At 58.8% G+C, this 20742-nt stretch carries 21 protein-coding genes; 19 read left to right on the top strand and 2 right to left on the bottom strand.

All coding sequences use genetic code 11. The features are described 5' to 3' along the window. The first annotated feature begins 90 nt into the window (after positions 1-90). The 4 genes from pyrH (at position 91) to DYI20_RS02585 (ending at position 3334) form a co-directional block, all read left to right on the top strand. A complete protein-coding gene (gene pyrH, locus DYI20_RS02600) occupies positions 91-873 on the top strand; it encodes a UMP kinase (RefSeq protein WP_110098721.1) in 783 nt (260 codons plus the stop codon). Between the two features lie 156 nt (positions 874-1029). Then, a complete protein-coding gene (gene frr / locus DYI20_RS02595; protein WP_208392252.1) occupies positions 1030-1551 on the top strand; it encodes a ribosome recycling factor in 522 nt (173 codons plus the stop codon). A gap of 20 nt (positions 1552-1571) precedes the next feature. Then, positions 1572-2705, top strand: coding sequence for a phosphatidate cytidylyltransferase (locus tag DYI20_RS02590; RefSeq protein ID WP_110101651.1), 1134 nt, complete (start codon positions 1572-1574; stop codon positions 2703-2705). Positions 2706-2755: 50 nt separating this feature from the next. Beyond that, the gene (locus tag DYI20_RS02585; protein WP_136088822.1) at positions 2756-3334 is read left to right on the top strand and encodes a DivIVA domain-containing protein; all 579 of its coding nucleotides are present in this window, start codon (positions 2756-2758) and stop codon (positions 3332-3334) included. Between the two features lie 65 nt (positions 3335-3399). Here the strand turns inward: DYI20_RS02585 and DYI20_RS02580 are convergent, their stop codons facing one another. Next, complete coding sequence (locus tag DYI20_RS02580) at positions 3400-3870, bottom strand: GNAT family N-acetyltransferase (protein WP_110098717.1); 471 nt, start codon at positions 3868-3870, stop codon at positions 3400-3402. Between the two features lie 429 nt (positions 3871-4299). On the opposite strand from DYI20_RS02580, the gene DYI20_RS02575 reads away from it, so the two are divergent. The 5 genes from DYI20_RS02575 to DYI20_RS02555 all read left to right on the top strand — a co-directional run bounded on the left by DYI20_RS02575 (position 4300) and on the right by DYI20_RS02555 (position 10543). Continuing rightward, positions 4300-5640 (top strand): M50 family metallopeptidase, encoded by a 1341-nt coding sequence (locus DYI20_RS02575; protein WP_110101649.1) that lies wholly within the window; start codon positions 4300-4302, stop codon positions 5638-5640. 52 nt (positions 5641-5692) lie between these two features. Continuing rightward, positions 5693-6613: a GNAT family N-acetyltransferase gene (locus tag DYI20_RS02570; protein ID WP_110101648.1), complete on the top strand. Its 921-nt coding sequence runs from the start codon at positions 5693-5695 to the stop codon at positions 6611-6613. 115 nt (positions 6614-6728) lie between these two features. Continuing rightward, positions 6729-7742, top strand: coding sequence for a hypothetical protein (locus tag DYI20_RS02565; protein ID WP_147472504.1), 1014 nt, complete (start codon positions 6729-6731; stop codon positions 7740-7742). After that, the gene (locus DYI20_RS02560) at positions 7732-8631 is read left to right on the top strand and encodes a hypothetical protein (protein ID WP_110101646.1); all 900 of its coding nucleotides are present in this window, start codon (positions 7732-7734) and stop codon (positions 8629-8631) included. Before DYI20_RS02565 ends, DYI20_RS02560 begins: the two co-directional genes overlap by 11 nt. 70 nt (positions 8632-8701) lie before the next feature. Further along, positions 8702-10543, top strand: coding sequence for a proline--tRNA ligase (locus DYI20_RS02555; protein ID WP_110101645.1), 1842 nt, complete (start codon positions 8702-8704; stop codon positions 10541-10543). A 59-nt stretch (positions 10544-10602) separates the two neighbouring features. Here DYI20_RS02555 and DYI20_RS02550 read toward each other — a convergent pair whose 3' ends face one another. After that, positions 10603-11307, bottom strand: a complete 705-nt coding sequence (locus tag DYI20_RS02550; RefSeq protein WP_110101644.1) for a hypothetical protein — start codon at positions 11305-11307, stop codon at positions 10603-10605. Positions 11308-11449: 142 nt separating this feature from the next. On the opposite strand from DYI20_RS02550, the gene DYI20_RS02545 reads away from it, so the two are divergent. From DYI20_RS02545 to DYI20_RS02500, 10 genes are all read left to right on the top strand, one after another. Next, positions 11450-12025 (top strand): ribosome maturation factor RimP, encoded by a 576-nt coding sequence (locus DYI20_RS02545; protein ID WP_110098710.1) that lies wholly within the window; start codon positions 11450-11452, stop codon positions 12023-12025. A 74-nt stretch (positions 12026-12099) separates the two neighbouring features. Continuing rightward, positions 12100-13095, top strand: coding sequence for a transcription termination factor NusA (gene nusA, locus DYI20_RS02540; protein ID WP_110098709.1), 996 nt, complete (start codon positions 12100-12102; stop codon positions 13093-13095). Positions 13096-13169: 74 nt separating this feature from the next. Continuing rightward, positions 13170-13484, top strand: coding sequence for a YlxR family protein (locus DYI20_RS02535; RefSeq protein WP_110098708.1), 315 nt, complete (start codon positions 13170-13172; stop codon positions 13482-13484). 181 nt (positions 13485-13665) lie between these two features. Then, the gene (infB, locus tag DYI20_RS02530) at positions 13666-16452 is read left to right on the top strand and encodes a translation initiation factor IF-2 (RefSeq protein ID WP_110101643.1); all 2787 of its coding nucleotides are present in this window, start codon (positions 13666-13668) and stop codon (positions 16450-16452) included. 105 nt (positions 16453-16557) lie between these two features. Beyond that, entirely contained in the window at positions 16558-16995 is a 438-nt protein-coding gene (gene rbfA, locus DYI20_RS02525) for a 30S ribosome-binding factor RbfA (RefSeq protein WP_110101642.1), read from the top strand. Between the two features lie 6 nt (positions 16996-17001). Beyond that, positions 17002-17964 (top strand): tRNA pseudouridine(55) synthase TruB, encoded by a 963-nt coding sequence (gene truB / locus DYI20_RS02520; protein ID WP_183145582.1) that lies wholly within the window; start codon positions 17002-17004, stop codon positions 17962-17964. Beyond that, the gene (locus tag DYI20_RS02515) at positions 17964-18329 is read left to right on the top strand and encodes a hypothetical protein (RefSeq protein ID WP_110101641.1); all 366 of its coding nucleotides are present in this window, start codon (positions 17964-17966) and stop codon (positions 18327-18329) included. The genes truB and DYI20_RS02515 overlap by 1 nt, the downstream gene beginning before the upstream one ends. A 5-nt stretch (positions 18330-18334) precedes the next feature. Beyond that, entirely contained in the window at positions 18335-18847 is a 513-nt protein-coding gene (locus DYI20_RS02510) for a hypothetical protein (RefSeq protein WP_320410268.1), read from the top strand. 14 nt (positions 18848-18861) lie between these two features. Further along, a complete protein-coding gene (locus tag DYI20_RS02505) occupies positions 18862-19839 on the top strand; it encodes a bifunctional riboflavin kinase/FAD synthetase (protein WP_110101640.1) in 978 nt (325 codons plus the stop codon). Further along, positions 19832-20680 (top strand): class I SAM-dependent methyltransferase, encoded by an 849-nt coding sequence (locus DYI20_RS02500; protein ID WP_158524783.1) that lies wholly within the window; start codon positions 19832-19834, stop codon positions 20678-20680. Before DYI20_RS02505 ends, DYI20_RS02500 begins: the two co-directional genes overlap by 8 nt. Positions 20681-20742 lie beyond the last annotated feature (62 nt).

The following is a 20742-nucleotide window of genomic DNA, read 5'->3' as shown; positions in this document are numbered from 1 at the left end:
CTAAGTGTTCACCCCTTCTGACTGCCCCAAACTTTTTCATTAATATCGCTGACTTCGTTCAGATCCGGTGAACCATTGCAGGAGGAGACCATGACCGAACCCACCCCGGCTATTAATATTCCCGGAGGCCTCCAAGATGGGCCGAGATCTGCAGAATCTGACCCTTCGACCCGGAGGCGTCGGGTGCTCTTGAAACTCTCCGGTGAAGTCTTCGGCGGTGGCTCCGTGGGGGTTGATCCCACAACGGTTCGGTTCGTGGCCGAACAAATTGCGGCGGCCTCTGACCAGGTCCAGATTGCCATCGTTGTCGGAGGCGGTAATTTCTTCCGTGGAGCCGAACTATCCGAGAACGGCATGGAACGCCGGCGTGCCGACTACATGGGTATGCTCGGCACTGTGATGAATGCCCTGGCCTTACAGGATTTCTTGTTGCAAACTGGCGTGGATTGCCGGGTTCAGTCTGCGATTCACATGTCACAGGTTGCTGAACCGTACATTCCTCAGCGCGCGGTGCGACACATGGAAAAAGGCCGTGTGGTAATTTTCGGCGCCGGTACCGGTCTGCCGTACTTTTCCACCGACACTGTCGCGGCCCAACGGGCCCTAGAAGTCGGTGCTGACGAGGTGCTCATGGCCAAGTCCGGTGTGGACGGTGTCTACACGGCCGATCCCAAGACGAACCCCGATGCTCAGCTCTTTGACCACCTCAGCTACGACGAAGCCATCATGAGAAATATCCGAGTGATGGATCTCACCGCAATGACGATGTGCAAAGATAATAATTTGCCAATGATGGTTTTTGGCATGGAGCAAAAGGGTAACGTCACCAAAGCACTGCTCGGTGAACGCATCGGTACTACGGTGGAGTCATAACCGCCCCGCCGTATCAACACGACGGTGACTGCACCTAAGCTGTCCTAAGATGGTAATCAGGCGATTAAGTTCGCCCAACCGGAGCCGGTTGGGCAAGTTCATAATGTTGAAGGAGATTCCGTGACCAGCGAAGTACTCAATGACGCCAAGGCCGCGATGGAACGAACCCTGGAGGCCACCTCCGAGGACTTTGCCTCGGTGCGCACCGGTCGAGCCACACCTGGTCTTTTTGCCAAGGTTCTGGTCGACTACTACGGTACTCCCACCCCCTTGCAACAACTTGCCTCCTTCACCGCACAGGATGCCCGTACCCTGCTGATTGCACCTTATGACGTATCCGCCCTGCGTGAGATCGAAAAAGCCCTGTCTGACTCCGAGGTGGGAGCTAATCCCTCCAATGACGGCAAAGTGATCCGGATTGTCATGCCGGAGTTGACCGCTGAGCGTCGAGCCGAATATGTGAAGCTGGTTAAATCAAAGGCCGAAGATCACAAGGTCTCGATACGTAATTCCCGTCGCAAAGCCAAAGAAACCCTCGAGAAGATGGTTAACGACGGCGAAATCGGCGAAGACGAAGGCAAACGTGGTGAGAAAGAACTTGATGACCTGACCCGTAAGTACGTGGACCAGGTTGAAGAGATGGCCAAGAACAAAGAACAGGACCTCATGGAGGTCTAAGCACCTCTAACGTGCACCACATGAGCCAACAAGACCCCACAGGCAACACCGGATCCTCACCAGGTGAGGAGCCGGTTATTACCGAGCTTGAGGGCTTCGAGAATTTGGTCCGGGACCCGGAAACCGGCCGGATCATTCCCCAAACCCGGAAAGAACGCAAGGCTCTGGAAGCCGCCCAAGCCGAAATCGAGCACCAACGGGCTCTTCCCGAGACGGTTGGTGCTGAACGCGGTGAGTCCAATGACACAGACCCCGAGACAGCCGAGCCCGCCACCTACGTTGACAACGATCCCATGGTGGCACCTACCACCGTCTCGGAACGTCCAGCCGAGCTAGAAGAACCCAAACAATCGACGGCTGGTCGTAACCTTCCGGCAGCGATTGCCGTCGGTGCGGTTCTGCTCGTCGCAGCCATCATCGGGATCTTCTGGGTTCCCGTGGTGGTGATGGTGCTCATCTCACTCCTGTTGCTGGTGGGCACTTGGGAAATGTCCCGGTTGTATCGCCCCTACAAGATTGAGGTACCTTTGGTACCGCTCTGGGTCGGGGCCCTTGCGATGCCCATTTCGGCGTATTTTGGTGGCATCGACGCTATGGTGTTCGCCCTGTTCGGGACGATGATCCTTGCGGTGTTTTGGACTGTAGTCAGTGATCCCTACCGGCCCCTAGCCGCGGCAATGACCACCGGATTCATCGTGCTTTGGGTCCCCTTTATGCTCTCGTTCGGGGTCGTGTTGATGCAGGAGCCCGAGGGCAACTATATGGTCGCATTGTTCCTATTGGCCGTCGTTGCCAATGACACCTTCGGGTACATCGTCGGAGCCTTGTTTGGCAAACACCCGATGGCGCCACAGATCTCACCGAAAAAATCCTGGGAAGGTTTCGCGGGTTCTTTGGTCGGAGCCGTCCTGGTCTCGATTGGGGCTGGCTGGTTCATGCTTGACTTGGAAGTCTGGCGGTCGGTGATTGTCGGCCTCGTCATGGTCGTGGTAGCCACTACTGGCGATTTTGCGGCCTCGATGGTCAAACGCGATCTCGGTGTCAAAGACATGGGCAACACGTTGCCCGGGCACGGGGGAGTGATGGACCGGTTGGACTCCCTCGTTTTTGGTGCTCCAGTGGCGTTCGCGCTGTTCGTGGTTCTTTTGCCCTAGGCTACGAGTAGATGACCGAGCAACTCACATCCGTCAGGAAGGATACAACCATGGGCCGACGGGCTGCACGAACCGAGCACGAGAGTTCTCCTTTTACTCGGGTGGAGAAAAAAGCCTATGGTTACCAGCCGAACCAGGTTGATGAATTTATCGCGCGGGCGCGTTCTGCTTATGACGGGAATGAATTCATGGCGGCCAACGACGTGCGTGATGTCTCCTTCGCCGCGGTCAAAGGCGGGTATGCACCCCATCAGGTCGACAAGGTCTTGGACCGTCTCGAGGACGCATTCCGACGGGCCGAACGAGATGAATTTATTGAGAGCCATGGCCTGGAAGCGTGGAACAGCTACCTTGATGACTCCATCCGGGAACTGATGGGTCGCCTTCAGCGCCCAGCCGGGGAACGTTTCCGTCGCCCCAAGAAATCAAAGGCCATCAGCTACCGTGTTGAAGATGTCGACGCGGTATGTGAGACCCTTTTTGCTCACTTTACCGATCGCGATACGGTCACTGCCCAACAGCTTCGAGCCACGACCTTCCGCGCCGCTAAAGGTAAGAAGGGTTACGAAGAGGCCGAGGTTGATGCCTTTGTGCAAGCTGGAATCGAATTGCTGATCAACCTCAGCTAGAAGGTTGATCAAGGCATGACCCAGTCCCAGCTGATCGCCAGGCAACCACCAGGCGCAAGGACTGGTTAGGGTTGGTTGAGCTCTAGCACGTCCTCCGTGATAATCTCAGCGCGAGCATTTGAGAAGGACTGCTCTTCACCAATCTTTTCGAAACCACGTCGGGTGAGTACCTTCTGTGACCCGGCGTTGTCAGCCGGAACCATGGCGCGGATGGGGCGCTGTTGGAAATCCTCCAGGAACTGGTCCACCGCCGCAGTGGTGATGCCCTGGTCCCAGAACTCCCGGGCTGTCCAGAACGACAGCTCCGGAATCTCGTCGATGTTCAAACAGATCAACGCACCGGCCACCTGACCGTTCTCCTCGATGGTGCGAACGATGGTGTTCTCATCGTGAAGCAAGCTATTCCAGTGGAAATCGAAGACGCCACGATCCTGGGGATTGCGAGGCGCAAAGGCGGCCATCAGATTGGCCAAGGTATCCTGCTGGTGGACAAAGAACTCATCGAGGTCCTCGGTCCGTACCTCACGAAGAATCATGCAACTGCCTCCTGGTCTCTGGTAGTCCCACCACTCTACATTCTTCCACCGTGGGATGTGCCGATCCTGCAAACCGCACAGCACTCACGTTGGGCGCGAGCTCTTGGGCCAATGCGGTACAACTGTCTTCTGGTAGCACAGCCGGGCACGCATCAGATGGTGTTCGCTTGCCTCGTCTGAGGAACTCAACGTGGTCGGCCCGGCCGGGTGGACGGCGATGTTCCGCTAGGGGGTGTGTGGTCGCGGAGTTGGCGGCTGTGCTAGCTGATGACATTGTGCCTCTAGCACTGCCTCGACGAGGATTCAACCGTTCATCCGAGCCCACTTCACAGGTTTGACCGGCATAATAGGCCGGTGAACTATCCCTTGGATAGCGCGTGCAGACAACCTTGTGAGAAACAACCCAATGAGAAATGAGAGGAGTACTCCGTGGAGATTTTGGCTTTCACCCTCGGTGTTTTGGCCATTGCCGTGGGGATTATCCTCTCTATTGCGTTGCACGAGATCGGGCACCTGGTTCCGGCCAAACTCTTCGGAGTACGTGTCACCCAGTACATGGTGGGTTTTGGAAAGACACTGTTCTCCATCCGCCGTGGCGAGACCGAATATGGGGTCAAAGCCATTCCCCTGGGTGGCTACGTGGCCATGATCGGGATGTACCCGCCCCAAGCCCCGGGCGAGAAGCCGAAAACCTCGTCGACCGGCGTCTTCCAACAAATGTCCCAACAGGCCCGGGAGATCTCCGCGGCTGAGATTCGCCCCGGAGATGAGAACCGGTTGTTCGTCCAGCTACCGGTATGGAAACGGATCATCATCATGTTGGGCGGTCCGGCGATGAATTTGTTGATTGCGGTGGTTCTGACCGGGATTTTAATCACTAGCTTCGGGGTGAACACCGCCACCACCACGGTTTCTGAGGTCTACCGGTGTGTGCAGGCAGTACAAGTCGCGGCCACCCAGGACGAGATCGCCGAATGCGACGACAATGACCCAGATGGGCCGGCCTACGCCGCCGGACTACAACCCGGTGACACGATTACCTCCTTCAACGGGGTCGCGGTGGAATCCTGGGACGAACTCACCGGCTTGATCCGACAACGAGCCGGAGACTCCACGCCCATGACCTACGAGCGCGAGGGACAACAACATGACACCGAGATTACCCCGGTGCTGACCGAACGCCCGGTGGTCGACGACCTAGGACGCACCGAAACCGACGAATCCGGCGACCTTGTCACGCACCAGGTCGGATTCGTGGGAATGGGATCGCAGGTAGAACGAGTGCAACAACCGGTCACCCAGACCTTCCCGGTCATTGGACAGCAATTGGAAGCCACCTTCCGCGTGATCGTAGTCTTGCCGGTTCGGCTATGGGATACCGCCCAAGTGCTGATTACCGACGGGGAACGTGACCCCAACGGTCCGATGTCGGTGGTGGGAGTCGGTCGCATTGCCGGCGAGGCGGCAGCCATGGACGAGATACCCCTGCAGGACCGGGTGGCCATGCTGGTCTCGCTGATCGCCGGGGTTAATATTGCCCTCATGGCCTTCAACCTGATTCCGCTCTTGCCCTTGGACGGTGGCCATGTGGTGGGTGCGCTTTGGGATGGTGGGCGCAAACTCTGGGCCAAGCTCCGGGGTAGACCACGCCCGCCTACCTTCGACATTTCACGACTATTGCCCCTGACTTACGTCGTTGCGGTGGCCCTGTTAGGCATGGGCGTACTGTTGATAGTGGCCGATATCTTCAAACCGGTGACGCTCAACTAGCGCCTGCCTGAACCACCTTGAGCCGTTCGTATCAGTCGAAGGGATACCAGAGATGAGATTTGCCCGGCAGATGCGTTGGCTATTGGACACCGAAGACCAGCTGTCTCGGACCACCGGCGATATGGTTCGGATCCTTTCCGACGACGACACCGAGGCCTTATCCCGACTGGTTGCCAGCGACCCGGTGGCTCACTGCTATGTCCAATCGTTGCTCGACGGCGGCCGTGGTGCTGGGCCTGGACGTGACCTGCATCGCGGGCTATTTCTGGGTATCGATGACGAGCACGACCCGAATGAGCTCCGGTGTGCGGTGTGGGTTGGGTCCAATATCGTCCCGGTCGCGGTCAATGAATTTTATGGAGAAATCCTGGGCACGGCCATCCGGTGCTTGGGCCGACGCTATGGGTCGATCTTCGGGCCGCGGGACGCGGTGCACGGAATCTGGTCTAGCCTGTCGTATGGGTTGCAACAACCCCGCGCCATTCGAACGTCACAACCGCTGATGACCACCCGGAGCCTCTCTGCGGTACCGGTCGACCCCGACGTGCGGGTCGCCCAAGCTGGTGACTTCAACACGGTCTTTCCCGCTGCCGTGGAGATGTTCACAGAAGAGCTCGGATACTCACCGATGAAGGACAGCCCCAACTCCTACCGAGCCCGGGTCCGACAATTGATCGAATCCGGATGGTGCCTGGTGAAGACCCCCGGTCGCCGAATCGGTGGAGAGGTTCTGTTCAAAGCAGACCTGGGGGTGGTCACCAACGACTGCATTCAAATTCAAGGTGTGTGGATCCCCGAGCATTTGCGTGGTCGCGGTGAGGCCAGCACTCTGATGTCAGCGGTGGTCGCTCACAGCCTGACCCTAGCCCCGGTCGTCTCGCTCTACGTCAACGATTTCAATGTGGCGGCGCTGAAGACCTACCGTAACGTCGGGTTCGAGGTTACCGGAGAGTTCGCCACGGTGTTGTTCTGATCGTTTCGGCGCCCTGCACTGTTCTCCATACCGGACAAACTCGGCTACAGTGAGAGAAGTATGTGCTTCGACCTGAGAACTCCAAAACAGGTCAAAAACAGCGTGCAAACAGCTCGTGACAGAACGTGAAGAGGAAGGCAGTGGTGTGGCCCTAGGCAGAGCGGGACACCTAACGTTATGGGCGGTGTGTGCGCTAGCGCTGGCCGGTTGCGCCGGCGGTGACGACGAGGCTGAACGTGCGCAGGCCACACCGTCTGACACTGCCAGTGCCAGTCAGTCACCGTCTGCTGAATCCGATTCAGACGCGTCGCTGCAGGTCATTCGTCACGCCCTGGGAGATCAGGCGGTGACGCTCGACGGGGACCAGGCTCGGCAGGCGCTGATTGAGGAAGAACGCGCCTTGGAAGAACACGAGATTTCGCCTGCTTCTTGCCAGACCACCTTTGACGAACAGCTGTTGGCCAACACCACCGCTACCTTAGGCGTGGTTACCGAACAAGACGCTGAGACCCTCTCCACGTCGGCGTCCATCATCGAATTTGAATCCGAGGCTGAGGCCGAAGATTATCTGACAGCTCGTCGCCAGGTTGCCAAGGAGTGTCCCACCTATCTCGTGGACCTTGACGAGGACATCGAAGCGGAGGTCACGACCGCGGTCAGCGATTTCTCCAACCCCGAGCTCGCCGGCGAGCAGGTCGAGGACGAACCCACCGAGGACCAAACCGCCACCGGTGGAGACGGAGGCGAATCGGTAGCACCGTCGCCCACCGCCGATCCCGCCCAGGTGGGTGAGGAACTTCAACAGCTGGCCACTGAATTCGATGAAACTCTGTTGATCAACAGCACGACCGTGGTTGATCTTGACGAAGCCCAAGACCAGGCAGATACTGCCGACGCCGTCGAAACGCTTCCCACACCGGCCGAGGAAATGCCCAGCGCCGCCCCGCAACTACAACCTCGGTTGGAAGCACAAACCACGACCACCACAGCCCTGGGACAAGAAAATCATCACGTACTGGTGGTCACGGTCGATCATCCTGTGGAACAGTCTCGTCTGGTGGAGATCTTGACTAAGATCGTAGATCAGCTGCCCGAAATCGCGACGGAGCAGGAGAACCATGCACCATAGCTCGGAACACAGGCCCCGGTTACAGCGCGCTACCTGGATTCTTGCGCTGACGATGGTTGGCATCTTGACGTTGTCCGGGTGCCGAGACGACTTTCAGCCCGAAGACGGTCCGTCGCCGACAGACACCGCTGAGGTTGCGATTACCGAGGACCAGATCGCCGAAACCCTGAACGAGGTGCTGGGACCCGGCGCCGAGGTGGTCGATGGGGAAGCCGCCATTGATTACGTGAATGTGCTGGGCACCACAGGTGAGTGCGTCAGCGGGGGAAGCGATGAAAGCCCCGTCCCTAAGCCTGACTTGCCCTCAGCCGAGGACGTCGTGGCGGTGACCGGGACACACGTCGATGCCTCCGAGCCCGGTAATTTTGACTTTCGGCAACTCGCGGTCATCGAGTTCGACGATGCCGATGAAGCCAAGCGGTACACCGACCAGGTCCGAGAATTCGCCAGCTCGTGCCAGAGAGCCCTTTTTGAGCCCCAAGGGAGCCCGGCCTTAGAACGCGAGATCACCTTCGAAGAACTCACCCATCACACTGACCAGGCGTTTGCGGTGTATCTGGAAGATTATGGCCAGGGTGAGTCCGCTGCGGGGGAGTCTGTCACCGATGAGGCATCCGAGGACGAGTCTGAATCTGCCACGGACGATGAAAACACCCCTGAACCCGAGTACACACTCAGCCCTGCGGGCCAGAGCTCGGAAGATTCCCCAGCAGCGGTCCCGCTCAGCGGTGACGATCAGGAAGTCCTCGGTCACGTGGGTACCTCTACGGTCTGGGTCCAGGACGGTAGCCGTCTCACCGTTGCTCTCAGCGTGCCACCGCGCGCCTACGCTGAGGAACTGAGTGCTATTGACCAGCTGGCCGAGGAACTCAAGGCCCCCGCTGACTAGACTCCGCTGGGGTAGACTTTCCCCAGATCTCAGAATGTCCTGACGCTCTCACCGTGATTGGAGCCGTGCTGTGCCCTTGCGCATGTCCCACTTGTTCTTGCGTACCTTGCGTGACGACCCGGCTGATGCCGAAGTCGCCAGCCACAAGCTACTCGTCCGGGCCGGTTTTATCCGCCGGGCTGCACCTGGTGGTTACACCTGGTTGCCGTTGGGTGTGCGCGTCAAGACTAAAGTCGAACAGATCATTCGCGACGAAATGAACGCCATTGGCGCTCAGGAAGTCTTCTTCCCAGCTTTGCTACCCAAAGAGCCGTATGAAGCGACCGGTCGCTGGGACGACTACGGCGACAATATCTTCCGGGTCAAAGACCGCAAGGACGCCGACTACCTGTTGGCTCCCACCCACGAAGAGCTGTTCACTCTGCTGGTTAAGGATCACTACGCCTCATATAAGGATCTGCCGGTCTACCTGTACCAGATCCAAACCAAATATCGCGACGAAGCTCGCCCGCGAGCTGGTCTCCTGCGGGTGCGGGAGTTCGTGATGAAAGATTCCTACTCCTTCACCATTGATGAAGCTGGGCTCGATGAGGCCTATGAAGCCCACCGCGGTGCCTACTTTCGGATCTTCCAGCGACTCGGTCTGCCCGTCGTAGCAGTTCAAGCCACCGCCGGTGCCATGGGCGGTTCTCGGTCTGAGGAATTCCTGCACCCTTCCCCCATCGGTGAGGACACTTTTGTGGAATCCGACGGGGGCTACCGGGCCAACGTGGAAGCGGTAACTACCGTGGCTCCTGAGCCTGAAGACTACTCGGATGTGCCGGCAGCTGAGGTGAAAGAGACCCCGGAGTCCACCACCATCGAGGCTCTGGTCGAGGTCGCTAATCATCTGGTGCCGCGCGAGTCCGGTGCCTGGGACGCCTCCGATACACTGAAATGTGTGGTATTGGTTGCCATCGATGGTGATCAACGTCTACCCTTCGTCGTCGCTGTTCCTGGCGACCGCGACGTCGACGTCAAGCGTTTGGAATCCACGATTGCCGAGGCTCTTCCGCTCACTGGTGAACCTCAACTGGAACCGGCCACTGCAGATGATTTGGCCAAGAACCCCCATCTGGTGCCCGGATACATCGGCCCCGCCACCGTGGCAGGCGAGACCGTGACCCAGCTGTTGGGTGCAGAGGCACCCTCCGGGGTGCCGTTCTTCGTCGACCCCCGCATTGTCCCCGGGACCCGCTGGATTACTGGCGCTAATCAGACGCAGCACCACGTCTTCGACCTGGTCGCAGGACGCGACTTCACCTGGGACGCGGTCGTGGAAGCCACTGTGGTTCAAGATGGAGACGAGGCCCCGGATGGATCCGGACCATTACACACTCGTCGCGGTATGGAAATGGGCCACATTTTCCAGCTGGGTCGTAAATACACTGAAGCCCTGGACCTGAAAGTGCTGGACGAGAACGGCAAACAGGTCGTGGTCACGATGGGCTCTTATGGCATCGGTGTCACCCGCGCGGTGGCAGCGATCGCCGAAGCACACCACGATGACCGTGGCCTGATCTGGCCACTGAATGTTGCCCCCGCCCACGTCCATGTGGTGGCCACCGGCAAGGACCAAGACATCTTCGATACCGCCGAAAAACTCGTCGCCGACCTCGAAGCCTCAGGCATCGAGGTACTCTACGACGATCGCAAGAAAGTTTCGGCCGGCGTGAAATTCTCCGACTCTGAGTTGGTCGGTGTACCACTCATCCTGGTGGTCGGACGCGGTCTTGCCCAAGGCACGGTTGAGTTCAAAGACCGTCGTGACGACACCCGTCAGGACCTGCCGGTTGATCAAGCGGTTTCTGCTGTCGTCGACATCGTCGCGCAGGGGCTCTCGACGCGGTCGGACAACCAGAACAAGCAGTAAAGAGATCACTCTCTCGGCCCGGAGAGTAACTGCCGGTCGGTCCTGTGCCCCTGTGCCCCCTAGGCGGTGAGTTCGGCCAGCTCCGATAGCTTCTGTTCGAACACCATTGATTCCCAGAGCCCGGCCTCAGCAAGTTGTTCCTGAGCCGGGGTGCTGGCCTCCTCCCAGGCGCGCGTCCACTGCGCCTTGAGGCTTTCCGCCGGCTCGTGCAGGACTGTCATCGTCGGCGAGGAGTCTTCCCGTAGCTGTTGGTCAACTACCTCTGGGTGTTCTGGGTAAGCCACGCATTCAGTTGGTAGACCGGCGGTCATCGCCATACTGGAAGATTCGGCAGTTAAATCAAGATCAATCACCGCGTTAGTCCAGTCTTGTTGCTCATCCTCCGTAGAGGCGCTCTCAGGTGCCTCGACGCGGGCGGAGAGAAATTCTGTCAGACGAGCGAGTGCTCGGTGCTCTCGGCCGAGGTCTTGAACTTGCTCGACCCAATCACCGTCGCATTCTTCACCGGTCACGGTGGAAGCGGTGTCCCACAGAGCACGATAGTCCTCCGGTTCTTCGCCTTGCTCGGCGAGACGCTGGTACTTCTCCACGATTTCGGTGGCATCCCGCGGTGGCGCAAACAGCGGGAAAGAGAATGGCCCGGGCGCGAAGAGGCTACGAATGCCCCACCATCCCAGAATCAGGATCACCAAGGTGGCTGCCACGGTGAGGGGGATTACCACGTAACGCCAACGAGACGATTGTGTCGATGCGGAGGATTTCACAGCTCAGATTCTTCCACGTTTACCACTCAACTGTGCGTATTGCTGTCCCAGAGGGCTAAGGTTTAAGATTGCGCACGATATTGAGCACGCCACAGACGACACCACAGATAACAGCCGACAACCTTTCGGAGGTCCATCCCTGATGGCATCACGGTTCTTTGCTCGCACGCATGCTGAGTCCTCGGAAGACGTTTCAGAAAAAACGGTCGAGATGCGAAGCCCACTTGAACAGCTGATCGCCACGGCGCTGACCGATCAACAGGTCTGGGTGGAAGATGTGGAGGTCACCGGGACCCCGGGGTCCAAAGTTCTCACTGTCGTGATTGATGCTCGGACCGGCACCGAGGGTCTTAGCCTGGATGAGATCGCTACCTCCTCGCAAGTAGTCTCAGACGCTTTGGACGCCTATACCGGCCCGTTGCCGGAGATCGGTGACGACGCCTACCAGCTGGAAGTTTCCACTCCCGGGGTGGGGCGACCGCTGGTGCGTCCTCACCACTGGCAGCGCAATCTCGGTCGCACGGTGGAAGCCGAGTTAACAGGCCAGCCGGGTCGGCAACGCGCGCGTATTGATGATGTGGACGACACCGGAGTCGAACTGACTTTGATCATTCCGGGCGCCAAGAAAGGTATGCCGGAGAAGGTGGGGGAGCGTGCTCACTACTCATTCGACGACATTACCGACGCTCAGGTCCAGGTAAAGTTAAAACAGGCCTAGGCATGCTGGTGGTCTGTGGGACGTCGCATCCCAGGCACGAGATAAGTGAATGATCGAGAAGACCGGAGGCAGAGATGGACATCGATATAAGCGCACTGCGGATGTTGGAGAAGGAACGCGATATTCCGCTTGAACAGCTGGTGCCAACCATCGAACAGGCCCTCTATCTGGCCTATCAGAAGTCTCCGGGGGCGATCTCGAAATCCCGTGCTGAAATTGATCTGAAGACCGGCAAGGTGACGATCTGGGCCACCGAGTTCGATGAAAACAACAACGCCATCGGGGAATTCGACGACACCCCCAATGACTTTGGTCGCGTCGCGGCCTCAACTGCCCGCCAGGTCATCCTGCAACGGTTGCGCGATGCAGAAGACACCCAAATTTTAGGTGAGTTCAAAGACAAACAAGACCAGCTGGTATCCGGCGTCATCCAACAGGGTAAAAACCCCCATATGATTCAGGTCGATCTCGGGTCGATTGAAGCAGTGTTGCCGCCAGCAGAACAGGTTCCCGGGGAAGAGTACGTGCACGGCAAACGCCTACGGTGCTATGTTGTTTCGGTCACCCGTGGTACCAAAGGACCGTCGGTGACGGTTTCGCGCTCGCATCCGCAGCTGGTGGCCAAGCTGTTTGAGCTAGAAGTTCCCGAAATCGCTGACGGGTCAGTAGAGATCGTTGCTCTTGCTCGTGAAGCCGGGCACCGCTCCAAGATAGCAGTGCGGGCCAAGCAGGCCGGGTTGAACGCTAAAGGCGCGTGCATTGGTGAACTCGGCTCGCGCGTCAGAGCGGTCATGACCGAACTGAACGACGAAAAAATCGACATCATTGACGCCTCAGAGGAACCAGCCAAGTTCGTTGCGAACGCGCTGAGCCCCGCCAAGGTTTCCTCGGTGCCGATGGTTGATGAAGCCACCCGCTCAGCACGTGTGATCGTTCCGGATTACCAACTGTCTTTAGCTATTGGCAAAGAAGGACAAAATGCTCGTCTGGCGGCCAAATTGACTGGATGGCGCATTGATATTATGGGGGAGTCGGGAACCACTGACCCTTTGGCGGTGACCCCGGACTAGAAACCGGCGACAAAATATTTTCAAAACCGCTAAACTATAGTATGTCTTTTTGTGCTCCATGAGATGGGAGAACCATGGGTTCACGTCTTCCGGTGCGAACGTGCATCGGATGCCGAGCACAACAAGAGACTCCTAACCTGGTGCGTTGCGCCTGCGACATGACCGCGGATACCCGATTCGTGGTGGTGGACTGGCAACGAAAACTCCCGGGACGTGGGGCGTGGATACACCCCAACACACAGTGCGTGCGACGTGCTGTAAAATCCGGTGCTTTTCACCGCGCTTTTCGGACTCGCGTCAATGCCGAGTCACTGCGTGCGGTCGAAGCGGAGTTTTCCAAGGTGCTGGGTGAACTAAACCAAGGACAAGAAAGCGGGTCGAAGATCTGATGGATACCCGGTGAGCACACGATGAGTGCCCAACCATGACCAAAAAGACATGCTCACACAGCATGCTACGACACCAAACTGTCGTGGCGTGCCCAAGATTAGAGCCCCACACAACGATGGTACGAATCCGGACGCGCTGAGCACCCGCCCGCCGCCGCGATTCGTCCAGAACAGGAGAGTCGTGGCGAAACTACGCGTCCACGAAGTTGCCAAGCAACTTGGGATCACCTCGAAAGAGGCCCTTGCCAAATTGGAAGACATGGGGGAGTTCGTCTCCTCCGCATCGTCAACCATTGAACCCCCAGTCGTGAAACGGCTGAAGGCCGAATTCAAAGACGACGCTTCGTCCGAGGACAAGCCTAAGCCTGCCCAGAAGCCCGCGCCCAAAAAGCCGGCCGCCAAGCCATCTGCTCCGGCGAAGAAGCCGGCCACCAAGCCAGGCCAGAAGAAGACCACCACTGCGGGACCGAGCACTGAGCCGACCGCGCAGAAGTCAAAGGAGCAGGCATCCCAGGCTCCCGAGGCTCCCAAGCCGTCCCAATCCAAACCGAAGCCGGCCGCGCCGACTCCGCGTCCTGGGGCAGCCCCCAAACCCGGAAAGCCGGGGGGTTCTGGGAAGAAACCGGCACCGCGTCCGGGCAATAATCCGTTTAGCCCGAAGGGTGCCGCCACCCCGCGCCCCGCACCGCGTCCGGCACCTCGGCCCGGAGCGCCGCGTCCGGGCAATAACCCCTTCGCACCCCAGCAAGGAATGCGGTCTTCCGAAGAACGTCCGGGTGGGCCACGTCCCCGTCCTCGTGGCGGAGCTGCCCCCAAGCCCGGTATGCCCCGTGGTAATAAACCGCGGTCTGCACCCAAGCCAAGTCGCCAGGATTCGCCGGCGCCGAAGCCGTCGAATTTGCGTCCCTCACCGGCGATGATGCCCGGACACATTGATCGTCCGGCCCCGCCGAGTCAACACAAGGGCCCGGGACATCCGGGGGGCCGTCGTTCTGGTGGCGGCGGTGGCCGTCGTCCAGGCGGTCACGGCAACGCTCAGGGCGCATTCGGTCGAGGAGGCCGGGCAGGACGTCGTCGGGCGAAGAAGCGTCAAAAGCGTCAAGAAGTAGAGCAACAAGCACCAGTGATCGGTGGTGTCAAAGTCCCCAAAGGCGATGGCAACACCGTCATTCGGCTACGTCGCGGCTCTTCCATTGCCGATTTGGCCGAGAAAATTGGTGCCGATCCGGCAGCACTGGTGACCGTGATGTTCCACCTAGGCGAGATGGCGACCGCCAACCAGTCTCTGGACGAGGACACCTTCGGTGTGCTCGGTGACGAACTGGGGTACAAGGTCCAGATCGTCTCGCCCGAGGACGAAGACAAGGAAATCCTCGAGTCCTTTGACATCAATCTAGAAGCGGAAGAGGCCGCAGAAGATGAGGAGGACCAGGATCCTCGTCCGCCGGTGGTGACCGTGATGGGTCACGTCGACCATGGTAAGACTCGGCTGCTGGATGCCATCCGTTCCTCGAGGGTTCGGGAAGGCGAAGCCGGTGGTATTACTCAGCACATTGGTGCGTACCAGATCGATGTGGAGCTTGAAGGCGACCAGCGTGCCATCACCTTCATCGACACCCCGGGTCACGAGGCGTTTACGGCCATGCGTGCTCGCGGTGCTGAAGTCACCGACATCGCCGTGCTCGTCGTCGCCGCTGACGATGGTGTGATGCCGCAAACCGTTGAAGCGCTCAACCACGCTCAGGCAGCTGATGTGCCCATTGTGGTGGCCATCAACAAGGTGGATAAGCCCGAGGCCAACCCCGACCGGATCCGTGGTGAGCTGTCGGAGTACGGGCTGGTGCCCGAGGAATACGGTGGCGAAACCATGTTCGTTGAGGTTTCGGCGTTGCAGAAGATGGGTATCGACCAGCTACTCGAAGCTGTGTTGCTGACCGCAGATGCGACTCTGGAGCTCAAGGCAAACCCGGATAAGGACGCCCGCGGTGTGGCTATTGAAGCCAACCTGGATAAGGGCCGTGGTGCGGTGGCCACCGTCCTGGTTGAGTCCGGTACCTTGCGGGTGGGAGACAACATGGTTTGCGGTGACGCCTACGGGCGTGTGCGTGCCATGTTTGGCGATGACGGTCAGAATGTCTCCGAAGCCAAGCCGTCGACTCCGGTCCAGGTGTTGGGCTTGTCGAACGTGCCACGGGCCGGTGACAACTTCTTGGTTACCGACGAAGAGCGCACCGCCCGTCAAATCGCTGAGAAGCGCGAAGCTGCCAAGCGTAACGCCCAGTTGGCACGTCGTCGCAAGCGGATCACCTTGGAAGAATTCGACCAGGCGGTCGCCGAGGGCAAGTTGGATACCTTGAACCTGATCATCAAGTCCGACGCCTCCGGTCCAGTGGAAGCGCTGGAAGACTCGTTGATGAAGATCGACGTGGGTGGCGAAGACGAGGTCCAGTTGCGAGTGATCCACCGCGGCGTGGGTGCGATTACCCAGAACGACGTCAACCTGGCCACCGTCGACAACGCGATCATCATTGGTTTCAACGTTCGCCCTGCCGAGCGGGTGACCGAACTGGCCGATGCCGAAGGCGTGGATATGCGCTTTTACACGGTCATTTACGACGCGATTGATGATATTGAAAATGCTTTGCGCGGTATGCTCAAGCCCGAGTACGAAGAAGTCGTGCTGGGTCGTGCCGAGGTCCGCGAGATCTTCCGTTCCTCCAAGGCCGGTACCATTGCCGGTTCTCTGGTGCAGTCCGGTGTCATTAAGCGCAACGCATCGGCACGTTTGGTCCGCGACGGCGCGGTGGTCACCGACAATATCAGTATCGAGTCGTTGCGCCGGTTCACCGATGACGTGACCGAGGTTCGTGACGGCTACGAATGCGGTATCGGCCTGGGCAAATTCAACGACATCAAGGTCGATGACGTGATTGAAAACTACGAAATGCAGGAAAAGCCACGGAGCTAGTCCTGCCGATCTCCTCCCCGACCCGGAGACTGTGAGCGCACAATGGCAGTGGCCGGGTCGGAGGGGGGATCCCTAGACAACACAGCATGAGAGAGGTTGTCGCCGATGGCAAATAACAACCGTCCGGCACGTTTGGCTCAGCGGATCAAAGTCATTTTGGCTGAAGCCCTGCAAAAAACTGTGAAAGATGATCGCGTGGAAAACGTGACCATTACTGACGCCAAAGTCACCAATGACCTGCAACAAGCCACTGTCTACTACACCGTTTACGGCGACGAGGACACGGTCGCTGCCGGTCACGCGGCGATGACCGAACACCGGGGCATGCTACGCCGAGAAATGGGTCGAGGACTCAACATCCGTTTGGTCCCGACCCTGGAATTGGTGCCGGATACGGTGCCGGAGGCCGCAGCACACCTGGAAGATATCCTGCGTGCTGCGCGCGCTCGTGATGAAGAACTGGCCGCTAACCGAGACGAGTCGCAGTACGCTGGCGAGGCGAATCCGTACCGCACGTCGGACCACCACCGGTCAGGAGACTGACGGGTGGTGAGCTTCTCCACCTCCGCTTCCAACACCTCCCAGGCCCCGGGACGAAGCGTCTCGGGTCTGGTGCTGGTGGACAAACCGACCGGCTGGACCTCTCATGATGTGGTGGCCAAGCTACGCAAACTCGCTGGGACGCGGAAAGTCGGTCACGCAGGAACCTTGGACCCGATGGCTACAGGCTTACTGGTCGTGGGGTTCAATAAAGCCACCCGCCTTTTGACCCACATCACCGGTACGAACAAGACCTATGCCGCAACCATCCGGCTCGGTGTCAATACCACGACCGATGATGCTGACGGTGAGGTCATTCATCGCAGATACGCCAACGCGGTCACTCGAGACCGTCTTGAGGTCGCCATCGCAGAACTGACGGGGGAAATCGATCAGATCCCTTCGGCAGTGTCTGCCATCAAGGTTGGTGGCAAACGAGCCTATCAGCGCGTGCGTGACGGTGAAAAGATCGAGCTACCGGCACGTCGGGTCACCGTATCTCGGTTCAAGGTCACCGGAGTTCATCGTCTCGACAAGGGAAAGATTCTTGATATCGAGGTCGCTATAGATTGCTCTTCGGGTACCTATATCCGGGCTCTCGCCAGGGACTTGGGCGAGTCTTTGAACACTGGCGGGCACCTGATCGCGCTGCGCCGCACCCGGGTGGGACCCTTTACTATCGATAAGGCCCACACCATAGAACAGCTGGGAAGTCGGTTTGACTACTGTGAGCTATCACAGGCCTGTTCCGAGCTGTTCCCGGTCCGTGAAGTCTGCGACCACGAGGCGGAAGCGCTGAGTTTCGGGCGACTGGTTAGCCCCAATGACGACGACCGATGCTACGCAGCTCGCCATGGTGGCGACACCGTGATCGCGCTGATCGAAAACGCTCGTACCAAAACCGGTTACGGGGCCAAGCCTCAGGTAGTGTTCGTCACCGATTATCGCATCCACACAGAAGGTGAGGCCTGATGGTCCTGGACGCTTGGTTCTGGGTAGCGACAGCGATCTGTCTGGGCTCCCTAGCGATCTGTGTTGTGATGACAATAATCCGCACGTTTCCGGATGATTTGTCGATCCTCTCGGTCGGCGCCGTCGAAATTTTCTTGGTCATTTACGGCATTTATGCGGCGATCTCACCGGTGGAGATCCAAGGTCCACTCTGGGAATTCTGGGGCTATCTCGTGGTCGCCCTTATACTGCCAGTGGTGGCCTTTTTCTGGGCCATTACCGATAAGTCACGATGGTCTAACCTGGTGCTGGGAGCCATGGGCCCCACCGTTTTGGTGATGATTCATCGCATGCAGGTCATCTGGCACGCATGGTATGGAGATTGATGCACGTGGATTCAATTGCAAACACAGTCGGGAACCGTTCAACGGCCCCCAAGTCGCCCCGATGGGACCGCCGTCATAAAGGGATCGGTCGTTTGATCATCGCTGTCTACGGTGTGTTTGCCTTCTCTGCCATGGCCCGTGCCAGCTACCAGATCATCACCAAGTTCGACGAAGCCCCGATCTCTTATGCGTTGTCAGGTTTTTCCGCACTGGTCTATGTCGTGGCGACCATTGCTCTGGCGATTCCCGGCAAAAAAGCCTGGATCGTGGCTATGGTGGCAGTAACCGTGGAACTGGTGGGCGTGATCGGCGTGGGGATTTGGTCCTACGTACAGCCGGAACTATTTCAACATGCTTCCATCTGGAGCCACTTCGGTGAGGGTTACGGCTATATTCCGTTGATCCTGCCTTTCGTGGGGCTGTTCTGGCTGGTCAAGCACGCACCGAAAAACGCAGACTCGCACCAGGCTGACACCGTCCAGACCACTGAGGCGGTAGTCTCAGCACAACGGCGATAGGGGGCGCTCAAATAGTGGAGGCTTGGCAAGGACTGGCAGCGGTGCCGGCCGAACAACCGCCCTCGGCGGTGACCATGGGCAACTTCGACGGGGTACACCGGGGTCACCAAGAGGTGCTCACAGCAACCGTTGACACCGCCCGTGACCGCGGACTCCAAGCGGTGGTGCTGACCTTTGATCCGCACCCCAGACTGGTGCACCATCCCGAAGAACCCCTGGTGCCTATTGTTTCGTTGCCGCAACGGCTGAACCTGATTCAACGGGCCGGTGCCGACGCCACGTGCGTGGTGCACTACACGCTGAACTTCGCGAGCCAATCGCCAGAGGAATACGTGCGCACCACCCTGGTCGAAACCTTTAACGCCCAGGTTGTCGTGGTGGGATCCGATTGTCGCTTCGGCAAGGCTAACGCCGGTGATATCACGACGTTGCGAGAGCTCGGGGCGACGTACGGATTTGAGGTGGTAGAAGTCCCCGAAGTCGGCACTGACTCGCGGTGGTCCTCCACCAGTGTCCGCCAGGCCCTGTCTGAAGGCAGAGTTGCCGACGCCGCCACCATCCTGGGGCGACCGCATGAAGTCTGTGGCGAAGTTGTTCACGGCGAAGCACGCGGCCGCGAACTGGGTTTTCCCACCGCCAACCTCAGCGATGAGGCACAGGGTATGATTCCAGCCGATGGCGTCTACGCGGGATGGTTTATTGATCAAGATCACCACCGCTGGCCCACCGCGATCTCCGTGGGTTCGAACCCGACTTTTGAAGGGGTCCAACGGACCGTGGAAGCCCACATCATGAACCGGCCCGAAGAAGAGCGCGTAGAAGACTTCGACCTGTACGGACAAATCGTCACCGTGGAATTCGTCGCCCGGCTTCGGGGCATGGTCGCCTTCGAAGGTGTGGAGAAGCTCATCGCCCAAATGGGTCAGGACGTGGCTCAAGCCCAAGCTGTTTTGGAAGGCCGGTCCCTAGCCGTTGATGCCGTCGATGGCTGATACACCGTCTCGCCCGCAGTCAGCGCCACGCATCGACACCAACAGGCGACACGCCTTCGGTACCTCCTACCATTCCACCAGCGCCCAGACCTACCACTCGGTGCGACCCGGATATTTCCCAGAGATCATTGATTTTCTCCTGGAGGAGCAGGACCAGCCCTTACAGGTTTCTGCCTCAGCTCTTGACCTCGGTGCCGGAACCGGACTGTTCACCCAGGTGCTGGTCGACTATGGTTTCACCGTCACCGCTGTGGAACCGGCCGAGTCGATGGCAGCGTTTCTCTCCCAACGACTACCCCAGGCGCAGGTGTTGCAACTCAGCGTCGAAGACCTGGACCACCGGGTCCGTCATGACCCGGACCTCGCTCGACGGCTCGGCGATCAAACACTGATCGTGGCCGCCCAGTCATGGCACTGGTTCGACCCGGACCAACTCTGCACAATGGTAGCGTCCCTGTTGAAACCCACCGGCGTACTGGGTATCGTCCACCACCAGCTGGATACCTCCATTCCCTGGGTCCACCGCTTGACCCGGATCATGCACGCCGGAGATGTTCACCCGGTTGAGCTCAGCCCTGCACTGGTCCCGCCGTTTCGTCCCGCTGAAGGGCGATGGTGGCACTGGAACGACGTCTTAGGACCACAAGAACTTCACCAGCTGATGCAGACCCGATCCTTTTATATGCGCACCACCGACACACAGCGCCAACGTATGCACCACAACCTCGACTGGTATCTGCATCAGCATCTGGGCTACCGGCCTGAGGAATCTATCGCCGTCCCGTATGTGACCAGCGCTTGGCGCACCCAAGTACACCGGAGATCGCCTGCTAGCGACTGATCACAGGACGTACTATAGTCGTGATGTCGATCAACCCGGATACCAGCAGGATCAGTGCATGA

Origin of the sequence: Auritidibacter ignavus, from assembly GCF_003703835.1 — a bacterium.
Classification (GTDB): domain Bacteria; phylum Actinomycetota; class Actinomycetes; order Actinomycetales; family Micrococcaceae; genus Auritidibacter; species Auritidibacter ignavus.
The sequence above is the reverse complement of the archived record's forward strand: the minus strand, read 5'-3'. Positions and strand labels throughout refer to the sequence as shown.